The organism is Providencia burhodogranariea DSM 19968, from assembly GCF_000314855.2.
GTDB lineage: Bacteria > Pseudomonadota > Gammaproteobacteria > Enterobacterales > Enterobacteriaceae > Providencia > Providencia burhodogranariea.
On record NZ_KB233224.1, the window covers coordinates 293,426 to 310,776 of the forward strand.

At 44.5% G+C, this 17,351-nt stretch carries 14 protein-coding genes; 9 read left to right on the forward strand and 5 right to left on the reverse strand.

What is annotated here, in order from left to right; translation table 11 throughout:
- The 8 genes from OOA_RS15300 to OOA_RS15335 form a co-directional block, all read left to right on the forward strand.
- Window positions 1-2,360, forward strand: a 2,360-nt coding sequence (locus OOA_RS15300; RefSeq protein WP_008913069.1) for an ImcF-related family protein, incomplete at its 5' end; no start/stop codon positions are given.
- Window positions 2,361-2,380: 20 nt separating this feature from the next.
- Complete coding sequence (gene tssA, locus OOA_RS15305) at window positions 2,381-3,997, forward strand: type VI secretion system protein TssA (RefSeq protein ID WP_008913070.1); 1,617 nt, start codon at window positions 2,381-2,383, stop codon at window positions 3,995-3,997.
- A 28-nt stretch (window positions 3,998-4,025) separates the two neighbouring features.
- On the forward strand, window positions 4,026-5,789 hold the full coding sequence (tssF, locus tag OOA_RS15310; protein ID WP_008913071.1) for a type VI secretion system baseplate subunit TssF: 1,764 nt from the start codon (window positions 4,026-4,028) through the stop codon (window positions 5,787-5,789).
- Window positions 5,753-6,847: a type VI secretion system baseplate subunit TssG gene (gene tssG, locus OOA_RS15315; RefSeq protein WP_008913072.1), complete on the forward strand. Its 1,095-nt coding sequence runs from the start codon at window positions 5,753-5,755 to the stop codon at window positions 6,845-6,847. Before tssF ends, tssG begins: the two co-directional genes overlap by 37 nt.
- Window positions 6,848-6,863: 16 nt before the next feature.
- Window positions 6,864-7,406, forward strand: a complete 543-nt coding sequence (gene tssJ / locus OOA_RS15320) for a type VI secretion system lipoprotein TssJ (protein WP_008913073.1) — start codon at window positions 6,864-6,866, stop codon at window positions 7,404-7,406.
- Between the two features lie 3 nt (window positions 7,407-7,409).
- Window positions 7,410-7,838 carry a type VI secretion system baseplate subunit TssE gene (gene tssE / locus OOA_RS15325; RefSeq protein WP_008913074.1) on the forward strand — a complete coding sequence of 143 codons (429 nt, stop codon included), beginning with the start codon at window positions 7,410-7,412 and terminating at the stop codon, window positions 7,836-7,838.
- Between the two features lie 39 nt (window positions 7,839-7,877).
- Window positions 7,878-9,251 (forward strand): VasL domain-containing protein, encoded by a 1,374-nt coding sequence (locus tag OOA_RS15330; protein ID WP_008913075.1) that lies wholly within the window; start codon window positions 7,878-7,880, stop codon window positions 9,249-9,251.
- Between the two features lie 163 nt (window positions 9,252-9,414).
- On the forward strand, window positions 9,415-10,068 hold the full coding sequence (locus OOA_RS15335) for a hypothetical protein (protein ID WP_008913076.1): 654 nt from the start codon (window positions 9,415-9,417) through the stop codon (window positions 10,066-10,068).
- A 297-nt stretch (window positions 10,069-10,365) separates the two neighbouring features.
- On the opposite strand, the gene OOA_RS15340 is transcribed toward OOA_RS15335, so the two are convergent.
- From OOA_RS15340 to OOA_RS15355, 4 genes are read right to left on the reverse strand one after another with little or no spacing between them, the layout of a single operon-like run.
- Complete coding sequence (locus OOA_RS15340; RefSeq protein WP_008913077.1) at window positions 10,366-12,675, reverse strand: glycoside hydrolase family 15 protein; 2,310 nt, start codon at window positions 12,673-12,675, stop codon at window positions 10,366-10,368.
- The gene (gene zwf / locus OOA_RS15345) at window positions 12,675-14,117 is read right to left on the reverse strand and encodes a glucose-6-phosphate dehydrogenase (protein ID WP_008913078.1); all 1,443 of its coding nucleotides are present in this window, start codon (window positions 14,115-14,117) and stop codon (window positions 12,675-12,677) included. Before zwf ends, OOA_RS15340 begins: the two co-directional genes overlap by 1 nt.
- Entirely contained in the window at window positions 14,114-15,166 is a 1,053-nt protein-coding gene (gene gnd, locus OOA_RS15350; protein ID WP_008913079.1) for a phosphogluconate dehydrogenase (NAD(+)-dependent, decarboxylating), read from the reverse strand. Before gnd ends, zwf begins: the two co-directional genes overlap by 4 nt.
- Window positions 15,163-15,873 carry an ROK family protein gene (locus OOA_RS15355; protein WP_008913080.1) on the reverse strand — a complete coding sequence of 237 codons (711 nt, stop codon included), beginning with the start codon at window positions 15,871-15,873 and terminating at the stop codon, window positions 15,163-15,165. Before OOA_RS15355 ends, gnd begins: the two co-directional genes overlap by 4 nt.
- A 603-nt stretch (window positions 15,874-16,476) precedes the next feature.
- Here OOA_RS15355 and hdeA point away from each other — a divergent pair.
- Window positions 16,477-16,779, forward strand: coding sequence for an acid-activated periplasmic chaperone HdeA (gene hdeA, locus OOA_RS15360; RefSeq protein WP_008913081.1), 303 nt, complete (start codon window positions 16,477-16,479; stop codon window positions 16,777-16,779).
- A 53-nt stretch (window positions 16,780-16,832) separates the two neighbouring features.
- Here hdeA and OOA_RS15365 read toward each other — a convergent pair whose 3' ends face one another.
- Complete coding sequence (locus OOA_RS15365; protein WP_008913082.1) at window positions 16,833-17,096, reverse strand: SemiSWEET family transporter; 264 nt, start codon at window positions 17,094-17,096, stop codon at window positions 16,833-16,835.
- Window positions 17,097-17,351 lie beyond the last annotated feature (255 nt).

Here is a 17,351-nt window from a genome sequence, read left to right on the forward strand (position 1 = left end):
TTGCCCACAGTTGGCAGGCCGAGAGCCGTTGGCAAAGTTGGCTTGAGGCGCAATCCGCACTCGCCAGCACGTTAAAACCCGCCTCGCTGGGTATCAATGGCAAGCGCGTGGTGCAATACACCGCCGCCACCGCCATGACCGTCTGGGGAATAGGCATGGTGGTCTCTTATCTGGCCAATCGCCAGCTCGTTATCGACAGTCAGCATCATGCTGCCGTGGCTGCCGATAGCACACTCACTGACACTGAACGCCTGAAAGCCCAGTTCGATTTTCAGCAAATACTCGGGTTGCTCAACCACCGTGAACAGACCTCGGTGCCGCTATGGCTGCGTTTTGGGCTCAACGCCAACGACGCATTGTTAACCCAATTGTGGCCGGTCTATCACCAGACGATTTTACCGTTACTGCAAGAGCACGTGCGACAACAACTGGCACAGCAGCTGCAAACCTTCGCCGAGCTGCCACCGGATAGCCCAGCGCGTGCCAATGCCTCACAAGCCACTTATCAGGTTTTGAAAGCCTATTTAATGATGAGCACCCCTGAACGCATGGAGCCAACGTTTTTTGTCGATACCGTACTCACCATTATGCCCCAGCGCACCGGCGTGGCGGATGGCGAGTGGCAAACCCTCGGCAAAGAGCTGTTACTGTTCTATGCCCAGCAATTGCCTCAACACCCTGATTGGGCGATTTCCCCAAATCGTAGCTTAATCAGCGGGAGTCGCACCCTGCTCATTCGGCAGATTGGTCAACGCAGCGGCGAATCCGCGCTGTATCAAAACATTCTCCAGCAAGCGAAACACAATTTTGCAGACATGACACTGGATGACATGACTGCCGAGACCGATGTCAGTTTTCTGTTGACCACCACCGAATTTATCCCCGGTATCTTCACCCGTAAGGCGTGGGAGGAATCGATTGAACCGGCCATTAATCGGGTCGTGGCCGCGCGTCGTGATGAGATTGATTGGGTGCTCAGCGATAACCAACAGGCTATCGACAGTGACATCTCCCCTGAGCAACTCAAACAGCGGTTGACTGACCGCTATTTTGCTGATTTTTCCGGCAGCTGGCTGAATTTCCTCAACACCTTGCAGTGGCGTCACACCGAGAATTTATCCGACACCATCGACCAACTGACGTTGATGAGTGATGTGCGCCAATCCCCTCTCATTGCCCTGATGAACACCGTGGCCTATCAAGGTAAAACCGGACGTCAGCAAGAAAAACTCACCGAGTCATTTGTGAATTCGGCCAAAGAGTTACTCAATAAAGAACAAAAACCGGTGATTAACCAAAAAGCCGCCTTCTCCGGCCCGCTTGAAGCGGTGTTTGCTCCCCTGATTAGCTTTGTCGAGCCCGACACTTCGCCACAAGCCGGTGAGAGTCTGAATCTGCAAACCTACCTCACGCGTATCACCCGCGTGCGATTGAAATTGCAGCAAGTGGTCAATTCCACCGACCCACAAGCCATGTCACAAGCGCTGGCTAACAGTATTTTTGAAGGCAAAACCGTTGACCTGTCTGAAACCCGCGATTACGGCAGTTTGATTGCCGCCAGTCTGGGGCAAGAATGGAACGCGTTGGGCGAAACCTTATTGGTTGACCCGATGACGCAAGCATGGCAACAGTTGCTCACCCCAACCGCCCAAGGCATTAACAGTGAATGGCAAAGTGCAGTGGTCAACGAATGGAATGCCGCGTTTGGGGGACGCTATCCGCTGAAAAATACCCAAAGTGAAGTGTCATTACCCCTGATGGCGCAATATTTGCGACCGGACAATGGGCGTATTCAACGCTTTTTAGAAACACGCTTGCAAGGGGTGTTACGCAAAGAGGGCAACCGTTGGGTGCCAAACAGTACACACGCACAAGGGCTGCGCTTTAATCCTGAATTTTTAAACGCCCTCAACACACTGAGTTATTTGGGGGATGTCGCCTTCGCCAATGGTGAAGCCCGTCTCTATTTTGAAATGCGACCGGGTACCCGCAAGAACATCATGCAGACCCAACTGGTGATTGATAAGCAAGCGCTCACCTACGATAACCAGCAATCTCAGTGGCAGCGATTTGCGTGGCCGGCGGACACGATTGCTTCAGGCGCGACCCTCAGTTGGATGACCACCACCACCGGCACCCGTTTATACGGGGATTACCGTGGGGTGTGGGGATTTATTCGATTGCTCGAAACCGCCACTGTCAGCCCTTACGCGGGCAGCACCAGTAGCTACTCGATTGACTGGCAAACGTTAGGGGGCTATTCCCTCAATTATACGTTACGCACCGAAATGGGTGATGGCCCATTAGCCTTACTGAAACTGCGCAACTTTGTGTTACCCGACAAAATCTTTTTTGATTAGATCCCACAGGAAATATTGTTATGCCCTTATTGACCTCATTACGTACAACCTGTTTTCCTGATAATCCGCAAGCTGCGACTCAACTGAGCGAGCAGCAAATCGCGCTATGGGAACGCTGGCTATTACCCATTACACCTGAATCCCCAGTGGGCGAAGATCCCGGCTATGATGATGACTTCGAGCGGATGCGAGAAGAAGTTAATAAGCTTTCGGGCGCTGATACCGAACTCATTTGTTCTCTTGCAGAAAAATTACTGACCACGACTTGTAAAGATGTCCGCGTAGTCACGTATTACATTTGGGCTCGATTACATAAAGAAGGCGAAAATGGTCTGGCAGATTCGCTAGGACTACTGGCAGGATTGATCAGTCGCTATCATGACACTTTGCTACCTGCCCGCCCAAATAGCCGTAAATCTGCGATTGAATGGTTAGCGGGTCAACGTGTCTTAGACAGTTTATCGCTATACCCTGAAGTGGATCGCAATGAATTTTCACGTATCGTGGCATTACTGGGCACGATCTTTGATGAATTTACAACTTGGGATGAATCTAGCCGCCCACAGTTAGCACCATTATTACGAGCATTAGAAAAACGTCTTGCGCAATCTGGTGGTGCGGATAGCTTAGTTCCACAAAATATACGTTCCTCCGAAGGTACTCGTACAACATCTGCACTTTCATCGGGGCAAAACGGCTCACTAGCACCAATTCAGTCAGGCCGTGAATTACTTGATCAAGCTAAAGTGCTTGCAAACTATCTGCGTAGTCAACCCAACGGCTGGCTTTCAGGCCATAGATTAATGAAATCGGTTCGCTGGGATACTTTGCATCAATCCCCACCTCAAAACCAGCAAGGCTGTACCCGATTAACCCCTCCGCGAACTGATGCCAGAGCTCAATTAAAACGTCTGTACTTGCAGCAAAGTTGGTTGGAATTAACGGAACAAGCAGATCGATTATTCGCTGAAGGTGTTAACCATTTTTGGTTGGACTTGCAATGGTATTTACATCAAGCATTGAGCAAATCGCCAGCACCATGGGATGGCTGGGCGGAGATGATAGCATCAGATTTGAAGCAATTTCTCACTCGTTTACCCGGTATAGAGTCATTGGCATGGGAAGATGGTACCCCCTTTGCAGACGAAGTGACACTCAATTGGATTAAACAGAATATCCTCGAAGAAAATCACTCTTCGTTACACGATTTGCCATCACAACATGCCCTTCAAGCCGATGAAGAGTCTGTACTTGCGCTAGAGCAAGAAGCCCTTACCCAAGCCGATAGCGAAGGCGTTGAAGCCGCGTTAGCTTGGTTAATAAATCGTCCCGATATTCGTAGCCCAAGACAAAAGTGGCTATTACATCTGGTAATGGCACGCGTCGCTGAACAATTTTCGCGACATGATCTCGCCTTCAATTTATTGCGTGAATTAGACAGTACAGCTAACCAGATGAGTCTATCGGACTGGGAGCCTCACTATATTTTTGAAATTAAAGCACGCCAATTGCAATTGTTACGCAACAAAACACAGCGTAATACCGCCGATAAGGCAGGTTTACAGCAACAAATGACGGATTTATTAGCGGAATTAACTCGCTTAGATCCAGTTCGAGCCCTCGTTTTGTACCCTTAATCTTTCAAAGAAAAACAGAGAATGAACAATGGATGATTTAACCCTCCGTTACTATGATGCCGAGATGCGTTATCTGCGTGAAGCCGCCAAAGAGTTTGCGCAAGCACACCCCGATCGCGCAGCTATGCTCGACTTAGATAAAGCGGGTACGCCTGACCCGTTTGTTGAGCGATTATTTGAAGGCTTTGCTTTTTCAATGGGGCAATTACGTCAAAAAATTGATGATGACTTACCTGAACTTACCGAAGGACTAGTTAGCTTATTGTGGCCACATTATTTACAGACTATCCCATCGTTATCTGTCGTCGAGTTATCACCTTTTATCGAAAACATGAAGATAACTTACAATCTACCTGCCAATTTTGAAGTGCTTTCGCGCCCAATTGGCCCGAAAAAAACAGTCTGCCGTTACCGAACCACAAGAGATATTCAGTTAAACCCATTTACACTTTCAACGGTTAAGTTGACAACTGAACCCGATGGGCGCTCAGTGATCCGCTTACAATTTGAATGTAGTGAAATGATTGATTGGACACAAGTTGATCTCAATACGTTATCGTTTTATCTAGCGGGGGATATTCCGACCTCATATGCTCTCCATTTAGCATTAACTAAACAGGTCGCTGCAACCTATTTAAAATTACCTTCATCACCTGATCGGATTGCAATTCCACTCTATTTTTCACCCGGTGGATTTGCTGAAAATGACCGTCTGTGGCCTAAAGGTGATAGTACATTTAGCGGTTATCAGTTACTTCTCGAATATTTTTCATTTCGCGAAAAATTCCTATTTGTGAATTTACATGGGCTTGGTGATATTTCTTTTCCAGTAACAACCCCTAAATTCGAACTCGATATTGTATTAAATACCTTATGGGATAACGACTTACCCCTCAATACCGATAACCTAAAACTGAATTGCTCGCCTGTTATAAACCTGTTTAATGTGGAAGCAGACCCGTTAACCGTTAATGGATTGGAGAGTGAATATCTGCTACGTCCACGTCGTATTCAAGATGGGCACACCGAAATCTATTCTGTCGATAATGTGAATGGCTCAACACGTGATGACAAAATTCACTATGTGCCCTTTACTAGCTTCCGTCATCGCGGTGGCATGCTTCGTCATAATGCACCAGAAAATTATTATCATACTAGGGTAAAGCGCGGTGTGACTGGGCTACATGATACATGGCTGATTCTTGGGGGCGATCGTCGCAATACTAATGCAACATTAGAAAGCGAAACACTCTCACTTCAACTTACAGGTACCAATGGGCAACTGCCACGTAAAGCACTACAAAGCACGTTGCTGGATAGAACCGAGCAAACCGTACAAGTCCCGCTCACAGTACGTAATCTGTGTAAACCGACGTTACCGAGCTATCCTCCCGCGGAAGATCGATTCCATTGGCGCGTGCTGAGCCATTTAGGTTCAAGTTTCCTCAATATGATGGATAACGCGGAAGTTCTACGAGGCACATTAGCGCTTTATGATTGGCGCAACGATGATATGAACAGCCGCAAATTGGATGGCATTATTCAAGTCAAACATCACCTAATTGAGCGCTTCGAGAAAGGTTTTTTACAACGCGGCATCGACATTGAGATAACGCTAGATAGTAATGGGTTTAATGGTGAGGGTGATATCCATTTATTTGGTGAGATGCTCAACCGTTTCTTTGAACTCTACACTGATGTTCATCTTTTTAATCAATTAACACTGCAAATTTTACCTTCAGGAAAACGCCTTCAATGGACCGAAAATCACAATCCTCAGTTACCTCGGTAATTGAAGAACTTGGCGATAAAATTTCCTCCATCAATTTTTATCGTCTTTGCCAATTACTTGAGCATACTAATCCACAAATACCGCCACTAGGCAGCACGCAAGATCCGAAACATGACCCGATTCGTTTTCGTCCGCATCGTGGAATGGGATTTCCTGTTACCGAAATTAAAGGTATTGATCAGGATGACAGCTACCGTGATAGCAATATTCCCAGTCTTCGTACTACCTTTTTAGGGCTGTATGGCATCACCTCGCCACTTCCAACTTCATATTTGGATGATATTGCCCAACAGCGCGATGGTACAAATTCGCTGACCGATTTTCTCGATATTTTCAACCATCGGCTGACCACACAGTTTTATCGTATCTGGCGTAAATATTCGTATCCTGCCACCTTTGCCAAAGGGGGAGAAGATGAAACGTCACAATACTTATATGGGCTTATAGGTTTAGGTATCCCCGGATGTGCAAATCACATTGAAGCACCACTTTCACGGTTTTTAGCGTTATTAGGCACGTTGCGTTTACCAACACGGACGGCTGAAGGGATCATTTCACTGGTTAAATTATTAGCCCCGAAGACTCAGGCACAAGTAAAAGCGCATGACCCGAGGCGAATTGAACTGGAAAATCCAACGGTTTTATCCTGTAAGCACCCAACCACGTTGCAAAATAAACCTGTTCTTGGTCAATACGCGACAGATGTTAATAGCCAAGTGCTGATCACCTTACGTACTGATGACTTAACTGAAGCCCACGGATGGTTGCCAGACGGGCAAATTTATCAAGATTTAATGGCGCTACTGCATGTGTATTTGGGATCACGAGTAAATGCACGTTTACGTTTAACACTTCCGAGAGCCTTGCTGCCGGATGCTTCGTTAAGCGCCAAATCTCATCAAGGCGTGCAGCTAGGGCGAACAGCAGTTATGCGCCCTTCTACTCCAACAAATACTTTATCCAATACAGAAATTACGCTGGTTCTAGGTCACTACCTACGCCTCAAACCTCAATATCGACGTCAACAAAGTGATGACTATGCTAACTACCGATTCTAAAAATAAGGCCCTCTCGATGAAATCAATTTATTCCACTCGATACTCACGTACAACCTTATTATTACTGATAGCGGCTTTAAGCCTGACAGGTTGTGGGTTAACGCAAACTATTGGTGATGGCACGAGTAATATTGCAAAATCTATTTTCTATAAACAAATCAAGGTTGTGCATTTAGATTTTGTCGCACGTGAGGCGTTAAACACCGATGACAACGGGACATCACTCTCCACAATCATTCGCGTGTATCAATTAAAAACAGCAGATAACTTCAATGACAGCGACTATCCCTCTTTATTTGCTAAAGATAGCGAAGTCCTTAAATCAACATTGGTAGCACAAAAAGATATTCGTATTCGCCCTGGGGAAGCTATCTCGTTCGATATACCAATGGAAGATGGCGCAGAATATGTTGCTATCGCGGTTATGTTTAATAACCCTGATCTGATCACTGATAATTGGCGAGTTGTTATTCCTAAAAAATACTTATTGCCGGATGACCCGCGTCGACTCGTTCTCTCTGAAAATACCATGACACTCACTCCACTCGAGAAAAAATAAACCATGGCTCAACCTTCCTTATATGAAATGCTAACTGGCTATTTCTCGGGTGGTTTGCCCATCGAGACAATCCCAGAGGAAGATCAGTTCATTCTCTCTGTGATGGATAATATTCGCCGCATTTTGAATTCACGCGCAGGCACAATCGACCATTTACCGGATTATGGTTTACCTGACATGAGTAAACTTATTCAGGGATTACCTGGCTCAGCTCACAATATGATGACCGTTCTATCCACGGCCTTATTGAAATACGAGCCCAGAATAAAATCACTTTCGATTGTGCTACTTCCACAAAATGAGTTTGGAACGCTACGTTACGCATTAGATGTCGAGCTCCATGAGCGAGGACTTATCCGCTATGGTACTGAATTTGTTCCGGATGGACGCATTTTACTTCATCACCTAAAAAAACAATTTAACCAATCTTAATCTTTTTTTAGGCCAATATTGATATTCTGTGAGACTGCTATGAATTCTGATTTAAAAACACTTCGCCCCGGTGGTGACCCTCGAACATTCAGTGATTTTGCTGCATTAAAAGAAGAACTTAATAAACGTTTTCACCCTGCTCGCCCTGATATTGATTGGGCTAGAGCTCATGGTTTATGCCTGTCTTTATTCAATCAAAATGGGGCTGACCTCCAAACTGCGGCTTGGTTTGCCTTGATCCGCCAGCACCAAGCAGGGATTGAGGGGTTAAACGAAGGGTTATCATTAATCCAAATTTTATTGAGCCAACATTGGCAAGTGATTTGGCCTCAACAAACCCATGCAAGAGTAGAAATTCTATCGTCCTTGAGCCAACAATTAATCGCAGGTTTACGCGGTATTACCCCCGTATATGCAGATTTAGCGACACTATATCAAGCAGAATCAACACTCGCGAAGATTAGTCAACAGCTACAAACACTTGAGTTAAAGCATCTCACGCAGCTTGACCGTCTGCAAAATTTGCTGACAACCCACGCGAGACAACTAGAAAATACAGATGCGCCTGACAGTAGTTTTACGCCGCCAACCCCATTGCATATACCTAAATCGTCGCCATCGACATTTCATGTCCGAACTGCGGCTACGCCAATTTCCATCAAGGCCAATGCCACGATAACGCCTAACGCTGCTCCAAATTCACCACCACCAGAAGTTGCACCTAAACGGCATTTTGGTTTGGGCTTAGGTATTGGCCTTTTGGTTGGAATACTGATCTCTGGCGTTTCCGGTGCCGCAGCGTTCTATACGTTATCGCCATGGAAAACAGCAAACGCTATTGAACAAGTACTTCCAACGGTGCCTGAGTTTACACATCATACTGAGTCAATTCTTGAGCAACAGCTACCCGCCGATAAAGCCAATCCTGCCGTGTTATCAACCGAAAATGTCACTGCGATTGACCATTATCTGCTTGAGCTTGAATCACTCTCCCCCATTTGGGCACAGCAATACGGCCTAAATATGGTGAATTATCTGACTAAACAGTATGGCGATAACAACGAAATCAAGACGTTAAGCGAACAGTGGCAACAAGGTATGCAAACCAATGCTCTGCCCGTAAATCGTCTTAATCAGTGGTCAGAAGGCATGGCGCAACTCAATGCATTAAGTCTGCGATTAGACAGCCTTGATGGGAAGCCTCGCAGCTATATCACTGGCTCTGAATTAAAAACCGTGATTTTCAATGCGCGACAACATTTTAATCAAGGTCTGCCTCTAGAAGAGGAGTTGCGCTTGTTAGAACAATTGCAAAAACAGGGTTCAGTTGCTGAATCTGAGTATCAGCGCATTGATAATCATTTTAAGCAGTTACTGAATCGCTATGCACTGATACGCCAAGGGCAACCTTGAATCGTTGGGATTACTGATAAATTTTGATCGTTGAATGAATCGCACAGTAATGATTTTTTTCTTTATTACTGTGCGGGGTTATCTCAACCTAGTTAATACATAAATTGAATGAAGGGTTCATTATTCCTTTAGCATATTACTTAGCACCACTAAAAAACAAGCAATGAAAATTGATAAATATTTAGCCCAGTGGAATTCTCAATTAACGAGTGGTACAGGAAAAACGTTAACGTTAATGGGAACCGGTATTCTGTCCAGTATTTTACAGGGTGTTGCGGTGTTGGTGTCGGCGGATTTTGGCAATAAAAAAACGCTAACCGACGATCAATTAGAGGAAAACAGCCGTTTTGTAGCGGGCGCTGCCGGGGCTGTCGGTGGATTCTTTGGGGTACTTGAAACGGGGATCAAGGATTTTGTACAAACCCCGAATGTATTTAATGCGCGAGCCTTTAATCAGCTAAAAGCCTTAGAGGCTGCATCAAAAGTGGTTGGGCGGGGCTTGGGCTTATTTGCTGGTATCGTCACGGTTGGATTTGATTCGTACCATGCACTAGAAGAATGGAACAAAGGTAATATTAGTTTGATGGCTGCATATGGCCTTTCGGCAGCATCTGGTGCATGGCTCACTTGCATTATTTTTGCCTCAACACTGTCCCCTCTTGGGCTGGCTATTACCTTAGTTGCGCTTGCTATGATGTTGATTTCGGCGGTTTGGATTGCGATTGAAGGGCAAGACAACATCCAAAAATGGTTAGCGCGTTGTTTATGGCGAAATGTCCCAGGGGATGTGGGTGTTGATATTATTTTTCTAAACTAGGATTAGAAATTAAGTATCTTAAAAGGAAATAATACCGCAATAAGCAGAACAAATTCAGGGACGCCATTACCACGGTTTATATCTCTGTACCAAAATTACGATTTTTTATGGAAGCAAGAGTATTACCTCTCGCTTTTGCTCAGCCTATTCCTATTTCTACATCAACGATTGCCATTCCAAAATCAGTATCATCGACGTCAGTCAAAGATACGTTGGGAGTATTATATAAGTTGGTATATCTTAATTAATGGGAGGTGGATATATTCAACCTACTTACAAACTCAACTCATCGATAAGTTAAGCTTTAATATCCACATGCCAATCATGTCCTTCCCAGCCAGATGCGTCGAAGCGGCGGGTGAATTGCACTGTTTTACCAGCAAGAGCGCTAATGTCCAATGCAACACCATATAAACCTAAACCTAGGGGCTGGCTACTTTGCTCTTTAATGTCTTGCCAATTGTCATATCCATAATGCAAAACAAACGGTTCTAGTGCTTCAATCCATAATTCACGATCGGTTGGTATTGCACCACAAGGCTGGCTATCGCGCCAATGTCGTGCGCGTGGTACAGAGGATTTTTCACTATAACGCTCCGCAACGGACTTCAATTGCTCGATCGGAACTTGTGTTTTTTGCACATAAATCAGTTTGATCAGTTCGGCATGCGCCCAAATCAGTGGCATTGCACTACCACTCGGCCGCCCCGTTAATAAACCGCGCTCTGGAATACTCTCTTTATCCCAGATTTGCTCAGGTAACATGCCTCCGCTACTCGCTGAGGCCAATATCGCATTTAAATAGGGCTTAATATCTTCTTTGCGAGCCGCTGCATAATGCCCTCGTTCACCACTCAATAACGGCCATAGACGTCCAATACCACTACCATCAAACGCACATCCATCCTCATGCTCACCATAACCATCTTCGTTATAACGATAATAATAGGGACCTGCGGGTAGGTTAACACATAGCTGCTGATCAACGAGTCGAGTCGTTTCTTCAATCCGCTTATCGTCCGCTTTTCGCAGCCCTAAACGCACCAAATAAAGATATTCCATACCCAATAATGCACGAGTATTAATGGTTTCATTATTGCGATTGCGTAATGTGACATCACCAAAGCGTGCCGAATGGCAATTAGGGTTGAGGCGAATGTAATGCCCAGAAATACCCAGTTCTTTATCTAGCTCAGTATTCGCGACATATACCCACGACTCTAAACGCTCATTCCAATCATCAGCCAAATCCAGTGCATACTGCTTGTCACTTTCTTCAAGGAAACCTGCTTTCGCTCCAGCCACTAGTGCTGCTATGGAAACAGATAATGTGAATGGGTTGATCCCTGAGTTTTCTTCCCAGCGATCTTGTGGGCTGGCTGGACCATATTGCGCAATAAAAGCGATTGCCTTGCGCGCCATATGAGTGGCAGCACCATGCATATCGCCGAGTAATCCCCGTTCATGCAATTTGGCGGCAAATAAAACCGGTAATGCTACTTCATCAAGCTGGATCCCTTGCCAATAAGGACGTCCATCAGTGAAGTTATTTTGCATCCAGTGCCCATCAGGTTGCTGGATAGCAATCAAATAAGCCAACATAGCGCGAACTTCGGTAATCAAACCGCAAGCTAGCATCGCAAAACCGACCTCAACTGAGTCTCGCGGCCAAACTAGGTGATAACCACCGGCATCTTTATGCGTGTCGCCCCATGGAGTACTTAGGCTGGCCACCAGCGAACCGGGAAAATTTCTGCCTTCATGTGTTTTCAGTACCGCAACAGAGATACGAATCGCATCTGATAACGCCTTTGGTAATTTATCTAAATCGGGAAAATTAACCGTTTCATTCCAGGCAGCCCATAAATAAGCATATTGACGTCTCGCTTCTTGATAACCTGCTGCCAGTGAGCTATTCGCTAATGTTGCTGCACCTTGTGCAGTGTCAGAGAATGCCAACGCTAACACGCCTGAGTTATGGCTTAGCTCTCCCATCATGGCAATATTACCGGGGCCAGCCTGCTGATACTCCCAGCTCATGTGCCCATTTTGGCTAAAATCTTGCCATCCATCAGAACTACCAACATAACCCACGCTGCCTCGGGAGAAACCATTTTCAGTCGCCAAAATTAAATAGCGCCCTTCTTTTTCTGCTGCAAGTCCTTGCGCTGTGACTGATCCACAATTGTTATCGCCATCACCACCAAGATGTGGCGCCAATAACGGATATAACTTTAGCCCTTCTCCTTCAAGATGATAATTAATCAGCAAAACATCACGTACTGGGTCAGTGATGATTTCAATTTCTAGCCGATAACGTTCATGTTGATGAACAATTTTGGGAAGTGGCAGAGACGATGATGGTGTGGTTAAGCTGTATTGATGAACCCGCTTTACCTCTGACCAAAAATCGTCACCGGCAATAATAAAACCTAAATCGCGAATTTGTGGCGTACTACAGGAAGGCCAATAGACCTCATTTAAGATACCGTAACCGACTGTGAACCAAACTCGCCCTTGGCCTAAGGCCGTACCCACCATGTCTTTTGCACTACTGGTCCATGTCGCTGTACTGCCCGGTGCTCCAGGCGCTTTTGGTTCTATCATTATTCGCTATCCTTCTGCTCGAAGAGTGAACGCCATTGGTGCCCATTACGCATAATTCTTGATTGCGTATCTGGCCCCTGTGTTCCTGCTTTATACAGGTCAGGCATGCCTTTTTGCCACGCTTTTAGTGCAGGGTCGATAATTCGCCATGCCCATTCAACTTCATCAAAGCGTAGGAAATGCGCACGTTCACCATGAAGTGCATCAATCAATAGCTGTTCATACGCGGAGACTTCATACTGCCCCGGCTGAGTATAAGGAGCTGTCAGTGTGATACCGTGTGTATTCAAGTGCATACCCGGTAATTTTGCGGTCATGTGCATATCCATGCCCATTGTCGGTGCCAATCTAAATACTAACCAGTTGTTATCAACTTCAATTCCCCCCGGCAATGCGCCCGCGGGTGCTTTAAACTGAACCGCAATCTCTGCGTAGTTATTTGCCAGTCGTTTTCCGCTGCGCAGATAGAAAGGCACGCCTTTCCAGCGCCAGTTGTCGATTTCAATCCGTAAAGCAGCAAACGTTTCAGTATTGGTATCCATTGGAATACCCGGCTCATTACAGTAATCAACCGCTGTTTCCCCTTCAACCATTCCCGCACAATACTGGCCGCGAACAGCCCAATCATTAGCATTCATGTCGTCAGTCGGACGCACAGATTTTAGGACTTCGACCTTGTGATCACGCAAAATTTCACCATCCCAACGCCCTAATGGCTCGATGGCCGTGAGGGTGAGTAATTGCACCAAGTGATTTTGCAGCATGTCGCGCATCGCACCAGAGTGATCGTAATAAACTGCACGATTTTCCACGCCAAGTGTTTCCGCATAGGTGATTTGTACTTGCTCAATATGTTCAGCGTTCCAAACAGGCGCGAGTACACGGTTAGCAAAACGGAAAATCATTAAGTTTTGCGTTGCTTCTTTTCCTAAGAAATGGTCGATACGGTAAACCTGTGCTTCATCCCAATGGGAATGAACTTGCTCACGTAAAACCTTAGCTGACTCAAGATCTGTACCAAACGGTTTTTCAATCAGAATACGTCGCCAATCATCGCCATTCTCTTCAGATAAGCCCGCTTCACCAATAGCTTGTGCCGCTTGCCCAAATAGAGTGGGTGGCAGTGCAAGATAAAAGAGTGCTGAAGGCGTTAGTTTGCTTTCAAGTGCACGTAATGCATCAGCTTCGAGTGTGCCACTGACAAAATCCAAATGCTCACTAAATGCGGTCCATTCTGTTTCTTTAAAATCAGCAATAAATTCTGCCAAAGAATCATGAATGTGCTTCAAAAATGCATCACGATCCCATTTATCGATCGAATAACCAATAATATTCAGGTCAGGGATCAGCCCTAAACGATGTAAGCGAAATAAAGAGGGCATTAATAGGCGTTTAGTCAAATCACCACTCGCACCTAAAATGACTAATGAAAGACGGCTCATTCAGACTCTCCTTGGTCAGCAGCTTTTTCTTTGTGACCGCCAAAGGCATGACGCATAGCAGATTGCACGCGGTCAGCAAACAAGTCATTGCCACGAGAAGCAAAACGAGAATAGAGCGCACTTGTCAGTACAGGTGCTGGTACACCTAAATCAATTGCGGCAGTTGACGTCCAACGACCTTCGCCTGAATCTGAAATACGCCCCGCATAATTTTCTAGATCAGGAGATTGGTGCATTTCTTGGGCGATCAGATCGAGTAACCACGATCCCACCACACTACCTCTACGCCAGAGTTCACTGATCTCACCAACAGGTAGCTTATATTGATAATATTCCGGATGCTCAAGAGGAGCCGTTTCCGCGTCGGCAGCAACCGGATTTAAACCTTGGTCTGCATGCTTTAGAATATTTAGACCTTCGGCATAAGCTGCCATCAGACCATATTCGATGCCGTTATGTACCATTTTAACAAAGTGACCAGCCCCACTAGGCCCACAATGTAAATAGCCTTGCTCTGCAGGGGAAGGTTCTCCTTTGTTGCCCTCTGTACGAGGTGCAGCATCGGCTCCTGGTGCTAATGCACGGAAAACAGGCTCCAGATATTCATAATGATCTTTTGGGCCGCCAATCATTTGGCAATAACCGCGCTCTTCACCCCAAACACCACCACTCACTCCCACATCCATATAGTGAATACCTTCTGCTTTCAATGCGTTAGCACGACGAATATCTTCGGTAAAATGTGAGTTTCCACCATCAATCAAGGTGTCGCCTTTTTCTAATAAAGGTTTGAGCTGGGCAATCACAGAATCGACCACAGCAGCAGGCAACATCAACCAAATATGTCGAGGTGCCTTCATATTTTTAACTAATTCTTCGAGTGAGCTATTAAAGATAACACTGCCGGGTAATTGCTGACGAATAGCGGCATTTTGGTCATAAACAACACATGAAACGCCCGCTTGTTGGATACGGCGTACCATCGCAGCACCCATTCTCCCAAGTCCAATAAAGCCAAGTTGAAGCTGATTTATAGATGATTGATTCATAGGTTATTTCCCCAAATTCTGAGCCCACCAAGAAAGGCTTTGTCGTTATCTCCACGCCTGACATACTCTGGTAAATCGGTAAATTGATGAATATTACCGCCACCGATCACAATATAGTCTGGCATTAATGCTTGATAAAAATAATCCACAATTTTTAAAACGTTCTTCCGCCAAAGTTCATCACCGGCTGATTCACGATAATGCTCACTAACATAATATTCATAATCGTGTTCTAGGTAAGGTAGATGTGCTATTTCCATCGGCTGTAATTGCTGATTAACCACTAATGTGGTGCCCAGTCCAGTGCCAAGTCCTAAAAACAACATACTGCCACCTTCATAGCTGCCTACGGCTTGCATTGCTGCATCATTAATCAATCGAACAGGGCAAGGAAATGCATTTGCTAAGTTAAAATCGACCCAACCAGTCCCTAAATTAACAGGCTCTTTTAAGATACGATTACCTGAAATGGGAGAAGGAAAGCCAATACTGACCCCATCGAACATGGAGGGGTCAACATTCTGATGAATATCTTGAATAAATTGTTCTGGCGTCATGGTATGCCCAGACACAAACTCAATCGCAGAGCTATTGGGATCGGTATAAAGTTTGACATGAGTACCGCCAACATCGATCACCAAAATCCGTTTCGTTGTGGGGGCTTCAGAAATTGTAAGAACGCTGGACATTTTACTTGTAAATGACATAGAAAAAGTTCTCCGTCTTGCCAAATCAGGCAATGGATGTTGTATTACAGGAAACTCCCGAGCTTAGGCTTCGTTAACTGAACAACGAATAAATCCAAGCGAACAACTCTCTTCCTTTTGGTGTTGAAACGACTGACACTGTTACCAGTCATAATAGATAGTTACATTCTTTTATTTACTAAAAAGTATACTCGCAAATACTATTTATAAAAGTAAAAACCACTTATATTAAATAAAACTTAATCATTTTATAATTTAGACCATCGTTAAACGAACATTACGATTCAATTATTAAATAAGCATACCTGCTATTTTTAAATATTTTCTTAACATACAGATAATACTCAAAACCATCGAAATAAGTATAGTTACGTAAATACCTGTGATTGATAAAATTATTCATCTTATATACAACATCAGTCCAGATAATTAACCCATAAAAGACATATTGATAATAATCGTATGATTACCATCAAGTTACGCTCTTTGTTTAAATTTTTTTATGGTCTATGCTTATTAAGCAATAAACCTTTATTGCGTGAAACAATATTAGAACTTTTTTGAACAATTCATTTAATGATATTTAAATATTAAGGTGAAATTATGAAAAAATATTTTATTATTGGTCTTATTGCAGCATCAGTGACCAGTTTATCGGCGATGGCCGCCGATAAAAAAGAAGATCACAAACCTCTCGCTAAATGGACTTGTGAAGAGTTTTTAGCAATTGATGATAGCTTCTATCCAACCGCTGTCGGTTTCGGTGAATTATTAACCAAAAAAGATAAAGTCGAAGATACGGTACTGGATGTTGATGGTATTCAAACTCTAACTCCGCTTGTACTTGAAGCCTGTAAAAAAGATGCTAAAGCTAACTTTGTCGAGCAGGTTAAAAAAGCCAAATAATCACTAAACTTTAATTCGAATCAATGCGTAGCCTATTGGTTACGCATTTTCAATTACAGAGCGGTCACAAAAGCAATAAGTCCAAAAACAACACCCGGTGCATTAGCAATGGCAACGGGTTTATTATTTAATTTAATACCATACCATACCCATAAAGTGCAGTTAATACATGCCACTGCGGCTTGCAGTGGGTGAGTTTTATTCCCATCCAAATTTCCCATGATTTGTGGAATATACGACACATACATGCTAAATGCAGTGATTGTCGCAATCCACCCAAGGTAACTGATATATTTTGGTACCGTTTCCGTCGTCAATTTCTTTCTCCTAAGTGATAACCTATTTTCATTTTGTTCTCTGGTTATTGTGAAAATGGCATCTGAAAGGCTTAGGCTGATCTAACAATAACTGGAGGATGCCCTTCTTGGCAGCAATTTGTAATAACGATTTACCGACCTTAGGATAGCGAATAAATAATGTCAATTATGTAAATTATGAAATTAATATTTTGCTAGCGAGATGGCATTTTATAGCCGAACTATTTGAAAATTATTATTTTCTCGCTAATTACG

What these genes read in the sequence shown, in the direction of transcription:
- tssA (WP_008913070.1), top strand. Translation starts at nt 2,381, where the DNA reads ATGCCCTTATTGACCTCATTACGTACAACCTGTTTTCCTGATAATCCG.
- tssF (WP_008913071.1), top strand. Translation starts at nt 4,026, where the DNA reads ATGGATGATTTAACCCTCCGTTACTATGATGCCGAGATGCGTTATCTG.
- tssG (WP_008913072.1), top strand. Translation starts at nt 5,753, where the DNA reads ATGGACCGAAAATCACAATCCTCAGTTACCTCGGTAATTGAAGAACTT.
- tssJ (WP_008913073.1), top strand. Translation starts at nt 6,864, where the DNA reads ATGAAATCAATTTATTCCACTCGATACTCACGTACAACCTTATTATTA.
- tssE (WP_008913074.1), top strand. Translation starts at nt 7,410, where the DNA reads ATGGCTCAACCTTCCTTATATGAAATGCTAACTGGCTATTTCTCGGGT.
- OOA_RS15330 (WP_008913075.1), top strand. Translation starts at nt 7,878, where the DNA reads ATGAATTCTGATTTAAAAACACTTCGCCCCGGTGGTGACCCTCGAACA.
- OOA_RS15335 (WP_008913076.1), top strand. Translation starts at nt 9,415, where the DNA reads ATGAAAATTGATAAATATTTAGCCCAGTGGAATTCTCAATTAACGAGT.
- OOA_RS15340 (WP_008913077.1), bottom strand. Translation starts at nt 12,675, where the DNA reads ATGATAGAACCAAAAGCGCCTGGAGCACCGGGCAGTACAGCGACATGG.
- zwf (WP_008913078.1), bottom strand. Translation starts at nt 14,117, where the DNA reads ATGAGCCGTCTTTCATTAGTCATTTTAGGTGCGAGTGGTGATTTGACT.
- gnd (WP_008913079.1), bottom strand. Translation starts at nt 15,166, where the DNA reads ATGAATCAATCATCTATAAATCAGCTTCAACTTGGCTTTATTGGACTT.
- OOA_RS15355 (WP_008913080.1), bottom strand. Translation starts at nt 15,873, where the DNA reads ATGTCATTTACAAGTAAAATGTCCAGCGTTCTTACAATTTCTGAAGCC.
- hdeA (WP_008913081.1), top strand. Translation starts at nt 16,477, where the DNA reads ATGAAAAAATATTTTATTATTGGTCTTATTGCAGCATCAGTGACCAGT.